The organism is uncultured Thermosynechococcus sp., assembly GCF_938074695.1.
Taxonomy (GTDB): domain Bacteria; phylum Cyanobacteriota; class Cyanobacteriia; order Thermosynechococcales; family Thermosynechococcaceae; genus Thermosynechococcus.
The window spans coordinates 34,800-48,817 of record NZ_CALJEM010000026.1 but is presented as its reverse complement, the minus strand read 5'-3'; the positions used below and the strand labels follow the sequence as shown (position 1 = coordinate 48,817).

Annotated in this window: 12 protein-coding genes, 1 pseudogene and 2 riboswitches; of the genes and pseudogenes, 9 read left to right on the top strand and 4 right to left on the bottom strand. The window is 53.7% G+C overall.

The window, feature by feature from the left end; translation table 11 throughout:
* On the top strand, nucleotides 1-324 hold a 324-nt coding region (locus Q0683_RS04520; RefSeq protein WP_298976489.1), incomplete at its 5' end, for a histidine phosphatase family protein.
* A 233-nt stretch (nucleotides 325-557) separates the two neighbouring features.
* On the opposite strand, the pseudogene Q0683_RS04515 reads toward Q0683_RS04520, so the two are convergent.
* Nucleotides 558-755: pseudogene (locus Q0683_RS04515) on the bottom strand (hypothetical protein); the annotation flags it as partial.
* Nucleotides 756-852: 97 nt separating this feature from the next.
* Between Q0683_RS04515 and trpE the strand changes: the two are divergent.
* From trpE to Q0683_RS04500, 3 genes are all read left to right on the top strand, one after another.
* Nucleotides 853-2,373 carry an anthranilate synthase component I gene (gene trpE, locus Q0683_RS04510; RefSeq protein WP_298611269.1) on the top strand — a complete coding sequence of 507 codons (1,521 nt, stop codon included), beginning with the start codon at nucleotides 853-855 and terminating at the stop codon, nucleotides 2,371-2,373.
* Nucleotides 2,374-2,539: 166 nt separating this feature from the next.
* The gene (locus Q0683_RS04505; RefSeq protein ID WP_298976487.1) at nucleotides 2,540-3,157 is read left to right on the top strand and encodes a Crp/Fnr family transcriptional regulator; all 618 of its coding nucleotides are present in this window, start codon (nucleotides 2,540-2,542) and stop codon (nucleotides 3,155-3,157) included.
* Between the two features lie 118 nt (nucleotides 3,158-3,275).
* A riboswitch (Glutamine riboswitch) is annotated at nucleotides 3,276-3,360 on the top strand.
* Between the two features lie 44 nt (nucleotides 3,361-3,404).
* Entirely contained in the window at nucleotides 3,405-3,857 is a 453-nt protein-coding gene (locus Q0683_RS04500) for a DUF4278 domain-containing protein (protein WP_298976484.1), read from the top strand.
* A 51-nt stretch (nucleotides 3,858-3,908) separates the two neighbouring features.
* Here the strand turns inward: Q0683_RS04500 and Q0683_RS04495 are convergent, their stop codons facing one another.
* Nucleotides 3,909-4,514: a hypothetical protein gene (locus Q0683_RS04495; protein WP_298611261.1), complete on the bottom strand. Its 606-nt coding sequence runs from the start codon at nucleotides 4,512-4,514 to the stop codon at nucleotides 3,909-3,911.
* A 323-nt stretch (nucleotides 4,515-4,837) separates the two neighbouring features.
* Entirely contained in the window at nucleotides 4,838-4,975 is a 138-nt protein-coding gene (locus Q0683_RS04490; RefSeq protein ID WP_298611259.1) for a hypothetical protein, read from the bottom strand.
* A 130-nt stretch (nucleotides 4,976-5,105) separates the two neighbouring features.
* On the opposite strand from Q0683_RS04490, the gene Q0683_RS04485 reads away from it, so the two are divergent.
* Together Q0683_RS04485 and lnt are read left to right on the top strand one after the other, a co-directional pair.
* Entirely contained in the window at nucleotides 5,106-6,305 is a 1,200-nt protein-coding gene (locus tag Q0683_RS04485) for a DNA double-strand break repair nuclease NurA (RefSeq protein ID WP_298611256.1), read from the top strand.
* Complete coding sequence (gene lnt, locus Q0683_RS04480) at nucleotides 6,256-7,809, top strand: apolipoprotein N-acyltransferase (RefSeq protein ID WP_298611253.1); 1,554 nt, start codon at nucleotides 6,256-6,258, stop codon at nucleotides 7,807-7,809. Before Q0683_RS04485 ends, lnt begins: the two co-directional genes overlap by 50 nt.
* Here lnt and Q0683_RS04475 read toward each other — a convergent pair.
* Nucleotides 7,739-8,566, bottom strand: a complete 828-nt coding sequence (locus tag Q0683_RS04475) for a DUF3598 family protein (RefSeq protein WP_298611250.1) — start codon at nucleotides 8,564-8,566, stop codon at nucleotides 7,739-7,741. The two genes, lnt and Q0683_RS04475, sit on opposite strands and share 71 nt — an antisense overlap.
* A 182-nt stretch (nucleotides 8,567-8,748) precedes the next feature.
* Between Q0683_RS04475 and Q0683_RS04470 the strand changes: the two genes are divergently transcribed.
* The 3 genes from Q0683_RS04470 to metE all read left to right on the top strand — a co-directional run bounded on the left by Q0683_RS04470 (nucleotide 8,749) and on the right by metE (nucleotide 13,742).
* Nucleotides 8,749-9,615, top strand: coding sequence for a response regulator (locus tag Q0683_RS04470; protein ID WP_298611579.1), 867 nt, complete (start codon nucleotides 8,749-8,751; stop codon nucleotides 9,613-9,615).
* Entirely contained in the window at nucleotides 9,612-10,859 is a 1,248-nt protein-coding gene (locus Q0683_RS04465) for an FAD-binding oxidoreductase (protein ID WP_298611582.1), read from the top strand. The genes Q0683_RS04470 and Q0683_RS04465 overlap by 4 nt, the downstream gene beginning before the upstream one ends.
* Before the next feature lie 149 nt (nucleotides 10,860-11,008).
* Nucleotides 11,009-11,154, top strand: a riboswitch (cobalamin riboswitch).
* A 299-nt stretch (nucleotides 11,155-11,453) separates the two neighbouring features.
* Complete coding sequence (gene metE, locus Q0683_RS04460; RefSeq protein WP_298976480.1) at nucleotides 11,454-13,742, top strand: 5-methyltetrahydropteroyltriglutamate--homocysteine S-methyltransferase; 2,289 nt, start codon at nucleotides 11,454-11,456, stop codon at nucleotides 13,740-13,742.
* Nucleotides 13,743-14,018 lie beyond the last annotated feature (276 nt).

Genomic DNA, 14,018 nt, shown 5'->3' with positions numbered 1-14,018 from the left:
CCCGACCTCTGTGCAGAACTGGAGGAAAGTGATTACCTGATTCCAGTCCCCGAGGCAGAGTCCATGGCCATGGCTTGGCAGCGGGCAAAACAGGCTTGGAAAAAACTGCGGCGTCACAGCGATGAGGACTGCGTTTGGTGTGTTAGCCATGGCGGCTTTCTGCAGTGTCTCATTAGCGTTGTGCTGGGGAGCGATCGCCTATGGGGAATAGAAATCCCACCCGCAGCTTGGTTTGACTTCTCAGTACGGGTGGATCTGGATGGTCGCTTTGAAGCAGACAATATCCACTGGTGGCGCATTAATACCTTCAATGGCTGTCCTTAAAAAACACCACCCCTTCTTGCCAGAGGTTTTGGCGAATAAAATCACTTCTTCTTAATTGAGCGCCTGCGGAATCATTAACCAACAATTGGCGTTATCAACGTTAGCAGAAGTGTTGAATCCTGTAACAAAACTTAACACTCTCAGCCTGCGTCGAGCGGATGCGAGAGGCCACAAGTAACTCTGGCTGCCAATCAAAGCTGCAATCCACTATTGAACACCTGTATTCCTGAGCGATTCAGGCGATAAAACAAAGCTCTCATGCTGTTCAAGCTGGGGTCTCGAACATAGGTCAGCCAGATTTTGAACAGCAGTTGTAAGTTCAAAACAGGAGAGTCGTAAGGGCTGAGGTGTTTGAGGATAGACTTGACAATCTTGCCAAAGGATGCGACAGTAAAATTTTCCTTTTTCTTCTTTTTAAGGGAAGAATACACCACTTCATTCCCTTTTTTCTAGTCTCTCAATCTATCGTTCAACACTTCTGTAGCGGTAGTTCACAGGGACAATAAAAAGGTTTTCACTGACGCAACCATGTACCCCGATTTTTCGACCTTTTGTCAGCTTGCCAAGCAGGGGAATTTCATCCCTATTTACGAGGAGTGGGTGGCGGATATGGATACGCCCGTATCGGCTTGGTACCGGGTCTGTCGCGATCGCCCCTACAACTTTTTGCTGGAGTCCGTTGAGGGGGGCGAACAACTAGCGCGCTATAGCCTCCTCAGTTGTGATCCGTTGTGGGTACTGGAAACACGGGGCAACCAAACTACTCAAACCCATCGCGATGGCTCCGTAACCACATTTACTGGCAACCCCTTCACGATTTTGGCCGATTGTCTTGCCCCCTATCAGCCCGTGAAGCTCCCCCAACTGCCGGGGGGCATCGGCGGACTTTTTGGTTTTTGGGGCTATGAACTCATTCAGTGGATTGAGCCGCGGGTGCCCATTCATCCTGCCACCGCAAGGGATTTGCCCGATGGCGTCTGGATGCAGGTGGATCAAATCCTGATTTTTGACCAGGTAAAGCGGAAAATTTGGGCCGTGGTCTATGCCGATACCCGCGACACGGACTTGAAAACGGCCTATACCCACGCCAGCGATCGCCTAGAGCGGCTTTTGAGTAAACTCCAAACTCCCATTCCCGCCGAGGCGACCCAACTCCGCTGGCAGCCCAGTCGTCAACCCCCCCCTTACACCAGCAACATTACCCCTGAAGCCTTCCGTGCCAACGTGGAGCGTGCCAAAGACTACATTCGGGCAGGTGATATTTTCCAAGTTGTGCTCTCCCAACGCCTCAGTGCCACCTATAGGGGGGATCCCTTTGCCCTCTATCGCTCCTTGCGCCTGATTAACCCTTCTCCCTACATGGCCTACTTTCAGTTTGGCCCATGGCAGATCATTGGCTCCAGCCCAGAAGTAATGGTCAAGGCCGAGCACCACCCTGAAAAAACCGGGTCTTTTCTTGCCACTGTGCGTCCCATTGCCGGCACTCGTAGGCGGGGGCACACCCACGCCGAAGATCAGCAACTTGCCGCAGAACTCCTCGCTGACACCAAAGAAGTGGCTGAACACGTCATGCTGGTGGATTTGGGGCGCAATGATTTGGGGCGCGTGTGTCGTCAAGGGAGTGTCACCGTTGAAGAGTTTATGGTGATTGAGCGCTATTCCCATGTCATGCACATTGTCAGTAATGTGGTGGGAGAGCTACTCCCCCACAAAACGGCATGGGACTTACTTCAAGCCTGTTTCCCCGCCGGGACAGTGAGTGGTGCCCCCAAAATTCGGGCGATGGAGATTATTCATGAATTGGAGGGCTGCCGCCGTGGCCCCTACTCGGGTGCCTATGGTTACTATGACTTTGAAGGTCAGCTGAACACGGCCATTGCCATTCGCACAATGGTGGTGCAACCCCTTACTGAGGACGAACATCTCATTCACGTGCAAGCGGGTGCTGGCATTGTGGCGGACTCCGATCCCCAACGGGAATACGAAGAAACCCTGAATAAAGCACGGGGAGTGCTGGAGGCAATTTCTGCCTTAGCAATAAAACCTTAACCCTCTCTTGAGCTAAGGATTATCTCATCTTTACGTTTGCCCCTTAGCCTAATAGGCAGTTTCGACTAACGTTACCCAGAACACAGGCACTGGGAATGTTGGAAAAACAACCAATCTCTTGGGTTTGCACCCGGATATTGGTTCCTTTGCTTGAGGTTCTGCTGCCATGGCAAACGTCTCCACTGCTGCAATCACTCCCCCTGTGGAGGAACACTGGCGTTCCTCTGCGCGACTCCACGTCTTTAGCATGGGTGAGAGCATCTGGATGGAGCCGGAGCGAATTTGGTTGGTCAGCCGTGGCGTTGTCCTGTTAAATCTGCTGCATCCTGAGGGCGAGGAAGTGGTGGTTGGGCTGGCTACACCGGGAACCGCCTTTGGTTTACCCTTGACCCGTCTAACCGCTTACCAAGCCAAAGCACTGTCTAAGGTAGAGCTGATGCTCTTTACCCTAATGGAAGTGGAATCCTCTCCCAACTTGACCCAAAGTCTTGTACGCGGTCTTGCCCGTCGCCTATCTCAAGCAGAAGGTCTCCTAGGAATTACCAGCCATCGTCGCATTGAGGATCGATTGCGCCATTTACTTTTGCTGTTGAAACAAGAAATTGGTCAACCCCATCCCTTGGGTACGCGCTACAGTGTTCGCCTGACCCATCAGCAACTGGCAACGGCCATTGGGACAAGTCGGGTGACGATGACTCGCCTGCTGGGCAAGCTCAAAGAGGAGCAGTGGCTTACCTACGATCGCGATCGCCACATCATTCTGATCAACACTGCTGAGACTTGAGTACATTCCCATCCCCCCTATTTAGGCCCCCTCGAACATAGGGGAGGGTTGCTAGTGTAAATTTTTGTAAAAACTTGCATTCATAGTGGCAAAAATGTTAAATTGGATACAGAAATAAATCGTTCATCTTCGCTAAAGAGCTTCCCAAAATTTGGGGGCGGAGCGAAGACGGAAGTAGGGCAGTTGTCCCGAAGGAACGCGCCTCAGTGGACAAAAACCACCTCGTAAACAATTGGGGGCGATAACCATGACAACCACACTTACCTATCGCGGCGTTCAATACGATTACGTTCCGCCGGCAGTACGCACGGAAGCAACCGATGTTGTTGCAAAGTATCGGGGTTGGAATTACCACTGTACCCATGCAGTGAATCCCCCGGCGCAGCCCGTGCAGGATTTGATCTATCGTGGCGTTGCCTACCGTACCAACCCAGCAGCAGGAGTGAATACCATGTCAACTCCCGGTGCCCACACAGCTACTGAAGTGAACATGCCAGCCCTTGATCTCAATCAACTTTCGCGGGTGATTCTCACCCATCACCACCAAGTGATCAAGAACCGCGAACAGTCCCTCCTGACACGGATGATTGCCCAAATGGGATTACCTGCAGCTGCAGGTCATTACTGGAACCAAATTCAGGGCAAAATTAAGCCCCAGCTATGGACAAGCTATGACCGCAGTCCTGCCACAATGAGCTAACGCAGGCCCATGGCTGTCCTCTTCCAAGAATGATTAAAAAAAAATGATCAATTAGCCTCGCATGGGTTGACCTCTCATGCGAGTTTTTATTGGATGCCGCTGTGGTGTTTCTGTCGGAGTTAACCACTGGTTCTCATCAAAGTGTAGGTCGAATTCCGCTAAATCCTCTGGATCAATCCACTCCTGCTTCAGTTGCTGATGAACTGGTTTCAACGAAGGGAGTTGGGAAGACCCCTTCGATTTCCCTGGATTTTCCCGCCGTGCCCTTTCGATGCGACTGCTTTCTTGGAGAGCGGCGGGGTTCACATATTGCAGGAAAAAGTTCACCGTTTCCTGTTTTACCCAGCCATTGAGGACAGCCAAAGCGCCAAAGCGATAGCCGATCTGCCACTGTTCCTTGAGAATTTGCTGAATTTGTTCCTCGGTCAATAAACCGGCCTTTTTGAGATAAAAACCAATGGGATGTTTTTCTTTATCTTGGATCAGCCTAGGCCATTCTTCAGCAAAAAAGTCAACGGTTTTCTGTGAAAGCCAACCGTGGAGAACCAGAATTTCTCCGAGGCGCAGGTGACTGTAGATGTCTTTCTCCATCAAGGCCACTTGAAGCTGACCAAGGTTAATTAGAGCTGCTTTCAGCAGTAGTTCGCCAATCTTCATACTTCCCTTACTGTTAGAAAATGGTTGAACTTTCAATGATAAAGGGACGTTAATAGGTGAATTTTTTTAATGTCTAATGTCCTGCGGAAAGGATAGGGCAGCTTTCTAAGGTGTAGGCTATCTAAATCTTAACTCTATGGGAGTTTTAAGCATCTTCAATTCTTGTCAAAAGACTGTAGTGAATATAGAGGGCTACTGTTGAGTGTACCCCTCGCAACCACCAAACTTCCTTACAATTGCCAATTGTAATAATTGTAATAAATCTTAGAATTGACTTACATAAATGAACTGCTCCAGCCCATAGGCCGATGGGAAATCAACACCTAGTTAATACTTGGCTTGTGATTGAGCATCCACAGACAACCCCAGAATTGCTGCTGAAACTGCGGAGACTTGAGTTGTTGGGGCGATCGCTGAATCAGTTCTGGCTCGTCAGTCCGCGGGGAAAAGGGCAAAGACAAAGAGAGATTCTCTGCCGGTACTGAAAAATGCGTCAGCCAAACTGCTGACAGGAAGCAATTATTGGGATGTTATCTAGGTTTAGTATTGGAATAAGGCTTTTGTACATCTGTATTCCTAGAGACGAAAACAGTGCTGGACTTGGTCAAAGTTGCTGCCCAAATGGGTAGGGTGGGTCAAGCTATCCGTCAGGGGGCGATCGCCAGCCAACAGAAACAGACCCATGCCCGTGAGGTGCTCACAGCCATGGCCGAAACTTTAGACACCTATTGCCAAGCAATTGAACAGTGGGGGGAGGCCTTTCCCTTTAGTGTGGCCGAACCCCTTGAACCCCTAACGGTTCGGCATACTGTTTCCCCTGCCCCCAGCCAGCACACTATCTTTGCAGTTGATGGCTCGCAAATTGCCCCCAGTCACCATGAAATTGCCTACTGCTATTTAATTAATGTGGGACGGGTGGCGATCGCCTATGGCCAAGGACAGCGGCCGCATTTAGACAGCGTGCCCCAACTGATTTACGACCCCAATGAATTGGGGCGATCGCGGGGCTGGGGACTCACCATTGAGGACTGGTTACGCTACCGCCGCACCCAAGCGGAAATTCTTGCCCTTGGGGAGTTGATTCAAACTCATCCCCCAACCACCCCTAGTTTGGCCCTGCTGGATGGGTCACTCATTTTCTGGATGTGGGAATCACTGCCGCCAATGGGGCGCGAGGAACTGTTGACTCCCATTTTGGCTGCGTGGGATCAATTGCGCGCCCAAAGGATCCCCCTTGTGGGCTATATCAGCGCCTCCCGCAGCCATGAAACCGTGAATTTTCTGCGTTTGGGGGTTTGCCCCTACCCTGAACCCAACTGTAGTCGCCACTGTGGTCAGAGCCATCCCCTCAGTCCGCCGGCGGCGGGCGATCGCCTGCCCTGTCAGGTCTTTGAACCATTGCGGGATGTTCTCCTTTGGCAAGCTCAGCTGCAGCCACAACAGTACAGCCCCCTCTGGCGCAGCCGCAGTCGTATTCTGGAGCACTACGGTGAACACCGCATCTGTGTTGCCTATCTCCATGGGGGCACCGAAGTGGTGCGCTTGGAAGTTCCCCAATGGGTGGCGGAGGATGCAGAGCTGTGGCAACAGGCGGTCTCATTGACCGCAGCCCAGATTGCAAAAGGCCACGGCTATCCTGTGGCATTGGCGGAAGCCCACAATTTAGCCGTTGTGCGCGGCAGCGATCGCCAGCGCTTTTTTGCTTTACTGGAACGGGAACTCATTAAAGCAGGACACTGGCATGTGGCTCCTTCCCCCAAAGAGCAACGCAAACGCCAAAGTATTGCCTAGGTGGCTGCTGTTCGTTGGTTTAAGCATCGCGGGTTGGGGCACACAGTTGGCACTACCGCCGGTGAGTTGGTGGTTCTTAGCCTTTTTAGGAATTGTGCCCCTGTGGTGTCAGTGTCAAGTCTTATCTCCCCTGGGGGCAGCGATCGCAGGACTGTGCTGGGGACTGGGGTTCTACGGCAGCAGCTTAGTCTGGGTATGGGATCTGCATCCCCTGACATGGATTGGCATTGCCCCTGTGCCCAGTTGGTTAATCTCACGGGGAATCTGGCTTTTCTTGAGCGTTTGGGGGGGAATCCTCAGTGGTCTTTGGGCATTTTTGATGGCCCGCTATGGTGGGCGGCAATCCAGGCTTCAGCAACTCCTGTGGGGGGTAACGCTCTGGTGTGCCCTCGAAGCCCTCTGGAGCTATTCGCCCCTGTGGTGGATTAGTTTATCCTTGACCCAAAGTCCAAGGGGACTAATGCAACTGGGTCGGCTTGGCGGACCCACCACAATTACAGCGGTGATCATGACCGTGAATGGCTTGGTCACCCTCAGTCTGCAGCGGCAAGTAGGAGCAAGGGTCTGGCTTGCGATTACGCTTGCGGGGGCGATCGGCCTCAATAGTGTCCTAGGCGCTAGGGTCATTGCAGATCAAGGGGAACCGCTGCGGGTGGGTCTGATCCAAGGCAACATCCCGACCCGACAAAAGCTCACGCCAGAGGGTATCCGCCGTGCTTGGCAGGACTATGTCCGTGGCTATCGCCAACTGGTAACTTTGGGAGTGGATGCCGTTTTAACCCCTGAGGGAGCACTGCCAATTCTCTGGCGCCCCCGGCAAATGAATCCCCTCACTGGCGCAGTGCGGGAGGCAGGGGTGCCCCTGTGGTTGGGGACGTTTATGGAGACAGCGGGGGGACATCAACAGGTGCTTTTAACGCTCGATAGCAACGGTGAGATTTACAGTCGCTATAGCAAAGTTAACCTTGTCCTGTTAGGGGAATACATTCCCGATTGGCTCTCAGGGGTGGTGCAGCGGTTGTCCACGTTGCGATCGCGCCTGTTGCCGGGGAACCCTGAGCAAGTGTTTGCCACCCCTTGGGGCAAGGCCGTTGTCCTGATTTGCTTTGAATCCGCCTTTTCCCACCGCAGTCGCCGGCAACTAGTTCACGGCGGACAGTTTATCCTCAGTTTGGCCAACAATGACCCCTACCGCCGTCAACTCATGAGTCAACACCATGGCCACGATGTATTGCGCGCCGTGGAGGGCGATCGCTGGCTAGTCCGTGCCACCAATACCGGCCTTTCTGCGGTGATTGCACCGACGGGGGAGACCGTTTGGCTCTCAGATACCGATGAATTTGTGATTCATGCAGCAAGAATTTTCCGTCGCCAGACCCAAACTCTCTACACCCGCTATGGGGATTGGTTGCTTCCCCTCCTACTGGGGATGCTCAGTGTATCTGTTCTTCGACAACGAGCGTGGCACTCACCCACTCCCCGCGATCGCCATAGGTACGAATGAGGCGCTGCCGCTGCCCCTGCGCCCACAACCAGCCCACCTCCACAAAGAAGGACTGACGAAAGGAGACTTGCAGCGGGGTTAGGCTAGAGGTGCCATCGGGTAGCAACACAAGCTGCTTGGGTTGATCCGTCTCCTTAAAGAGAAGGCGTGAGCCGGCAATTGTGGCGGTTGTTTCCACCCGATTGTCGGGGGTTTGCAGCACTTGGTGGAGACAGTCCCCTTCGCGCCAGAGGGTAAGATGGGTGGCAGTTTCCGTGGGCGATCGCCAGTCGGCATAGACGGTGTAGGCCGTACCGCGCCATTCGCCTAGGAGTTGATCCACGGTTAAAGGGGGACGTTCAACGGCATTACTGTGGGCACGAAACTCGCGAATCAGGGTCATGGATTGCAGGTGCTGATTTTTGTCAAAGAGTTGGACAAACCGCAGTCGGCGATCGCCCATCACAAATCCATATTCGGCCCCAAACTCCGCAAAGGGCGCCACCTGTAACGACCCCTTAGAAAAGGCGCCCGTGGGAAAAAAGACATTTTGGCGGCCAATCGTGGCATACTCCTGCACCGTTTCACTGGTGGGGGGCTGATCGAGGCCATTGCCAAAGCGTCGCAGTTCAAACCGCACCCGCTGCCCGTCCGCTGTATCGGCAAGGATCAAAATTGACGGCACCGAGGTTCCCACTTCTCCCGTAGGGCTGACAGCCGTAAACGAGCCATGCCACTCCCCAAGGTTTTTGCGAAAGTTTTCCCAGTTGGTTGTCATCGTTCCCTTTGCCCGGCAATCCCCTTCCCATCCTATAGAAAAGAAAATATATAAAAAGAGAATCCCGCGCTGAGAATTTGCCAACAGCTAGTGAACCCGCGATCGCCTACACTCAGAAAAGACTTTGATAGGATGGGGAATGTCAGGGCGCTGACGAACGATTGACATTGGGAGACCTGTGCATGACCACCGACCTCTTTGACTCAGGGGCTGGTCGCATTTTAATTGTCGATGATACCCCCGAAAATGTGGAAGTTTTAACCACACTGCTCCAACTTGAGGGCTACGATGTGCGCGGTGCCATCAGTGGCCAAATGGCACTTATGGGCATTGAGGCCGAACCGCCAGATGTAATCCTGCTGGACATCATGATGCCCGATATGAATGGCTACGAGGTCTGTCAAACCCTCAAGGCGAATCCCAAGACCAAGCATATCCCCATTATCTTCATTAGTGCCCTCGATGACGTGTTTGACAAAGTCAAGGCCTTTGAGATGGGTGCCGCCGACTACATCACCAAACCTTTTCAGCAGGCAGAAGTGCTCGCACGGGTAAAAAACCAGTTGACGATTGCCCTCCTGCAGCGGAAGCTACGGCAAAAGAATGCCCTGTTACAAAAGCAAAACCAACAGTTGCAGGAAATTGCTGAAGAGCGGCGGGACTTGGTCTCCTCATTGCAAGCTGCTCAAGAGCAGTATCGGCAGATGTTTGACGAAGCCGTGGTTGGGATTTACCAAAGTTCCCCGGAGGGGGTTTACTTCAAAGTCAACAATGCCTTGGCGCGTATCTATGGCTATGCCGATGCTGAAGACTGGCTAGCAGATATTGAACACCACAACAAACGTCCCTATGTTGACGACAGCTCTTGGGTAAAATTCCAACAGCAAATTCAATCCCACGGCGTTGTGCGCAACTTGGTCTCCAAAGTGTATCGTGCTGATCAAACAATCACCACGATTTGTGAATGCGCCCGCCCTGTCAAAAGTGAGGACGGTCAACTTTTATACTACGAAGGGTTTGTCTTTGAACTGCCCACCCGTAATCCATGAAACAAACGTTGACCGCCCTGTTGGGGGAGGCAGCGGTTCACTCCCTCGCGGAATTGGGCGATCGCGCCCCCCACTTGCGCCCCTATCTCCCTGAGCGTGCCCTGCTGGTGACTCCGCCCACCCCTGCAGAGGGGGCAGCCGTGGTTGCCTGTGCGCAGCGCGAAGGCTGGCGGGTATTGCCCATTGGCGCAGGCACCAAACTCAACTGGCTGGGGAACACCCCGAAGGCGGATATTTTTCTGCGCACCACCGCATGGCACAAGCTCATAGATCATGCGGCAGCGGATATGACCGTCACCACCCAAGTGGGCATTCCCTTTCAACAACTCCAGCAGCACCTAGCAGCAGCGGGGCAGTGGATTGCAGCAGACCCCCTCTTTCGGGAAACGGCCACCCTTGGTGGCTGCTTGGCAACCCAAAGTAATGGTACGTTGCGGCAGCGGTATGGGTCATGGCGCGATCAACTCTTGGGGGTCAAGTTCATTCGCAGTGATGGCCAAATCGTTAAAGCCGGGGGGCGCGTGGTTAAAAATGTTGCCGGCTATGACCTGATGAAACTGCTCATTGGCAGTTATGGCACGCTGGGCATTCTAACGGAAGTGACACTGCGGGTGTATCCGCTACCCGATGCAGTGCAAATTTGGCAGCTCCAGGGAGAGACCACTGCCCTAGGGGGCGGCCTAGCGGCAATTTTAAGCAGTTCCCTTGCCCCTGCCCGCTGTGTCCTGCGCCTTGAACCCACGGGAAGACTTTTACTGGAATTGGAGTTTCACACCCTACGGGAAGTGCTTGCCCTGGGCATGTTGGGCGATCGCCTAAGTGAAATTGCGCGGACCCACAACCTCCGCCTTGAATCCCAAAGCCCGTCGGGGATTGTCCTCAACCCTACCCCTGAACAAGTCATTCTTAAGATTGGCGTACCCCTTAAGGAGATGTTGCCCACGCTCAACCAATTGCACCGGTTGGCAACAGAATTGACCTGTGGGTGTCGGGGTGAAATGAGCGCAGGCGTCGGCTATGTCTATCTTCAGGGGAAAGAGGAACACCTGCGCCAATTAATTCTGCGGCTGCGCCAAAGGATTCCCCAAGGCTATGTCACCGTCCTGGGGGCACCCCTGAGCCTCAAGCAGCAACTGGACGCCTGGGACTATCGCGGCAATGCCTTCAAATTAATGCGGTTGCTCAAGCAACAGTTGGATGCAACGGGCGTCTTCGACACTGGTATTTTTGTCGGCAACTTGTAGAAAGGTTTCCCGACTGATTTCAAAGGGTAGCTGCCCGCCTTAGGGAAAAACTGGAGCCGCGGGGGTATTCCTTGAAGATGGCCAGTGGTACCTGTAAGGCCCGGTCAATGGAGTTCCCCTTGCACCATTGGGACAGGTGGGTCGTGTGCTACACTCTATCTAATTCTGGTTTTGTCGGGGAGCAGCCGACAAACGCAAGGGGGAAAGTTCGGTGCAAATCCGACGCTGTCCCGCAACTGTGATGAAGAGGCTCCTCTTCTCAGTCAGGATGCCCGCCAGAAGGTGATAGTCCACCTTTTACTTCATCTGCGAGGTACGGATGAATAGCAATTTTCCGGTGTATCTATACTCTCTCGGCCAGAGCATTGATTTGTCAGGGCACAGGACAAGGGCGATCGCACCCCCTCATCTCCAAGGAATTTTGTAAAACCCTCTAGAGAACTCTAGCCCCAGTTTCCCCAATGGCGTGAGCCATTCCGAGGGAAGCACAGTCTTTGGTTTCCGAATATTTCCTAGCCGTCTTGCCCTAGACGGCAGCACCCCATTTGAGCAATTGAGAGCCATTCCTAGAAGACCACAAGAGGACAACAATCTATGAGCAAGCCCCTATCTGCACCAACAGTCTGCCTATCTGTGCCAACGGCAACGGTTGGCTTTCCCCGCATTGGCCGTAACCGCGAACTGAAAAAAGCCCTAGAGGCCTACTGGCAGGGTCAGTTAGAGATAGATAGGCTGCAACAAACCGCAGAGATGATTGCCCAGGAAAACTGGAACACTCAACGGGCGGCGGGCATTGACTACATTGGCGTTGGGGACATGAGCCTCTACGACCCAATGCTGGACTGGAGTCTGCGGCTGGGCATTGTGCCGGAGCGCTTTGCCGCCTTGAGTGGCTGGGAGCGCTACTTTGCCATGGCACGCGGTTACGAGGGAATACCGGCTCTGGAGATGACAAAGTGGTTTGATACCAACTACCACTACTTGGTGCCTGAGGTGGGCGATCGCTGGCAAGAGCCAGATTTTAGCGATTTTGTTGCCACAGTGCAGCAGGCGCAGCAGTTGTTGGGGGATTCGGCTCGCCCCATTGTCATTGGCCCGGTCACTTTTCTGCGCCTAAGTCGCCTATCCATCCCCCTAGAGCAGGCGGCAGCCCAGTTGGGCGATCGCTACCAAGCTCTTCTAGAAACCCTGCAATCCTTAGGTGTGAAGGGAGTTCAATTCCATGAGCCAGCGCTGGTTCTTAGCGACGCGGTGAATTTTCAATCCCTCTATGAACGTCTGTATCAGCAATTGAGTGCCGTGGGTCTGCCCCTGCATCTGGTGACCTACTTCGATGACCTCGGCGCCGCCTATCCCTGGGCAGTGCGCTTGCCTGTAGCCAGTCTGAGCTTAGACTTTACCCGTGGCACCAATTTAGCCCTGCTACAGCAGCACGGCTTTCCGCCGGACAAAACCCTCGGCGTAGGCATAGTGGATGCCCGCAATGTCTGGGCTTTGCAGCCCCAGTCGGTTTTGACCACCCTAGAGGCTATTCTCCAAGTCACCTCACAAATCCAATTACAGCCCTCCGCCTCCCTCCAATTTGTCCCCTACGACGTCCGCCGAGAAACCAAGCTAGCCGCCCCCCTGCGCCGGGTGCTCAGTTTTGCCGAGCAAAAACTCGAGGAGGTGCGCTTGCTGGCGGATTATCTAAAAGGACAAGCCGGTGCTGTTGACGCTCTCCAGCAACGGGCAAACCAATGGACTGCATTCTCCGCTTTTAGCCCCGCCAACTCCACGGTTCAAAGCCAGCTCAAGGCACTCACCGCCAAGGATTTTGAGCGCTCTTTGCCCTATGAAGAACGGCGAAAACAACAAATTCAACTGCCCCTGCTGCCCACCACAACAATTGGGTCTTTTCCCCAGACGGCGGAGGTGCGCCAACTGCGGGTTAAACTCAAGCGGGGAGAAATTTCCCAAGCGGCCTATGAGGCAGCCATTGACGCCGAGATTGCCAAATGTATTCGCCTTCAGGAGGAGGCTAACCTTGATGTCCTTGTCCACGGCGAATTTGAGCGCACCGACATGGTGGAATTCTTTGCCCAGCAGTTAAGCGGCTTTGCTTTGACGGAGCACGGCTGGGTGCAAAGCTACGGCAGTCGCTGTGTGCGCCCCCCCATTATCTACGGCGACATCTTCCGTCCTCAACCCATGACGCTGCGGGAATTCAAAGTAGCCCAGTCCCTCACGGGCAAGCCGGTCAAGGGGATGCTCACAGGCCCAGTGACCATGCTCAACTGGTCATTCCCCCGCTGTGATCTGCCCCGCCAAGAGCAAGCCTTTCAGATTGCCCTAGCTTTGCGCCAAGAAGTTGCAGATTTAGAGGCAGCCGGCGCCAAAATCATCCAGATTGACGAGCCGGCCCTGCGAGAAGGCCTCCCCCTCAAGACTGAACGTTGGTCAGACTATCTCAGTTGGGCAGTGGATGCCTTTCGCTTGGCAGCAGGAGGTGCGCAGCCGCAGACCCAAATCCACACCCACATGTGCTACTCGGAATTTGGAGACATTATCGAACACATTGAGCGTCTAGATGCCGATGTCCTCTCAATTGAGAATAGCCGCAGTAACAACGAAACCCTCTTTGAAATTACCGATGCGGGCTATCGCCACCAAGTGGGGAACGGTGTCTATGACGTTCACAGTCCCGCTGTACCCACTGTGGAGCAAGTCGTCCGCCAGCTCAAAACTGCTTTAGAACATCTGCCGGCGGCGCAAATTTGGGTCAACCCCGACTGTGGCCTGAAAACCCGCCGCTGGGAAGAAGTCATCCCTGCTTTGAAAAATATGGTGGCTGCTTCCTTGCAACTGCGAACTGAATTGCAAAACTCAGTGTCCCGTGAGTAACCTTTGACATCCTCCCCGGCCTGTTAGCTTGCTCTCGCGCAGTGGTACGGCGAGGCTTGCCGCGCCCTAGGTCATGACTGCGGCCACAGGTGTGCTATTCCATATTGGTTACTATTACCTAGGCCTGCCCAAAGAGGTGGCCGATATTTTAATGATGCTCCACCAAGGGGGATTTCTAGGACGCCCCCTAAGACCGCCGTATGTCTTGCTGTTGGGGACAGGGGTCGGCGTCCTCCGTTGGACTGGAGTGAATATGCTTTTCGCAGGGCGGTGCAA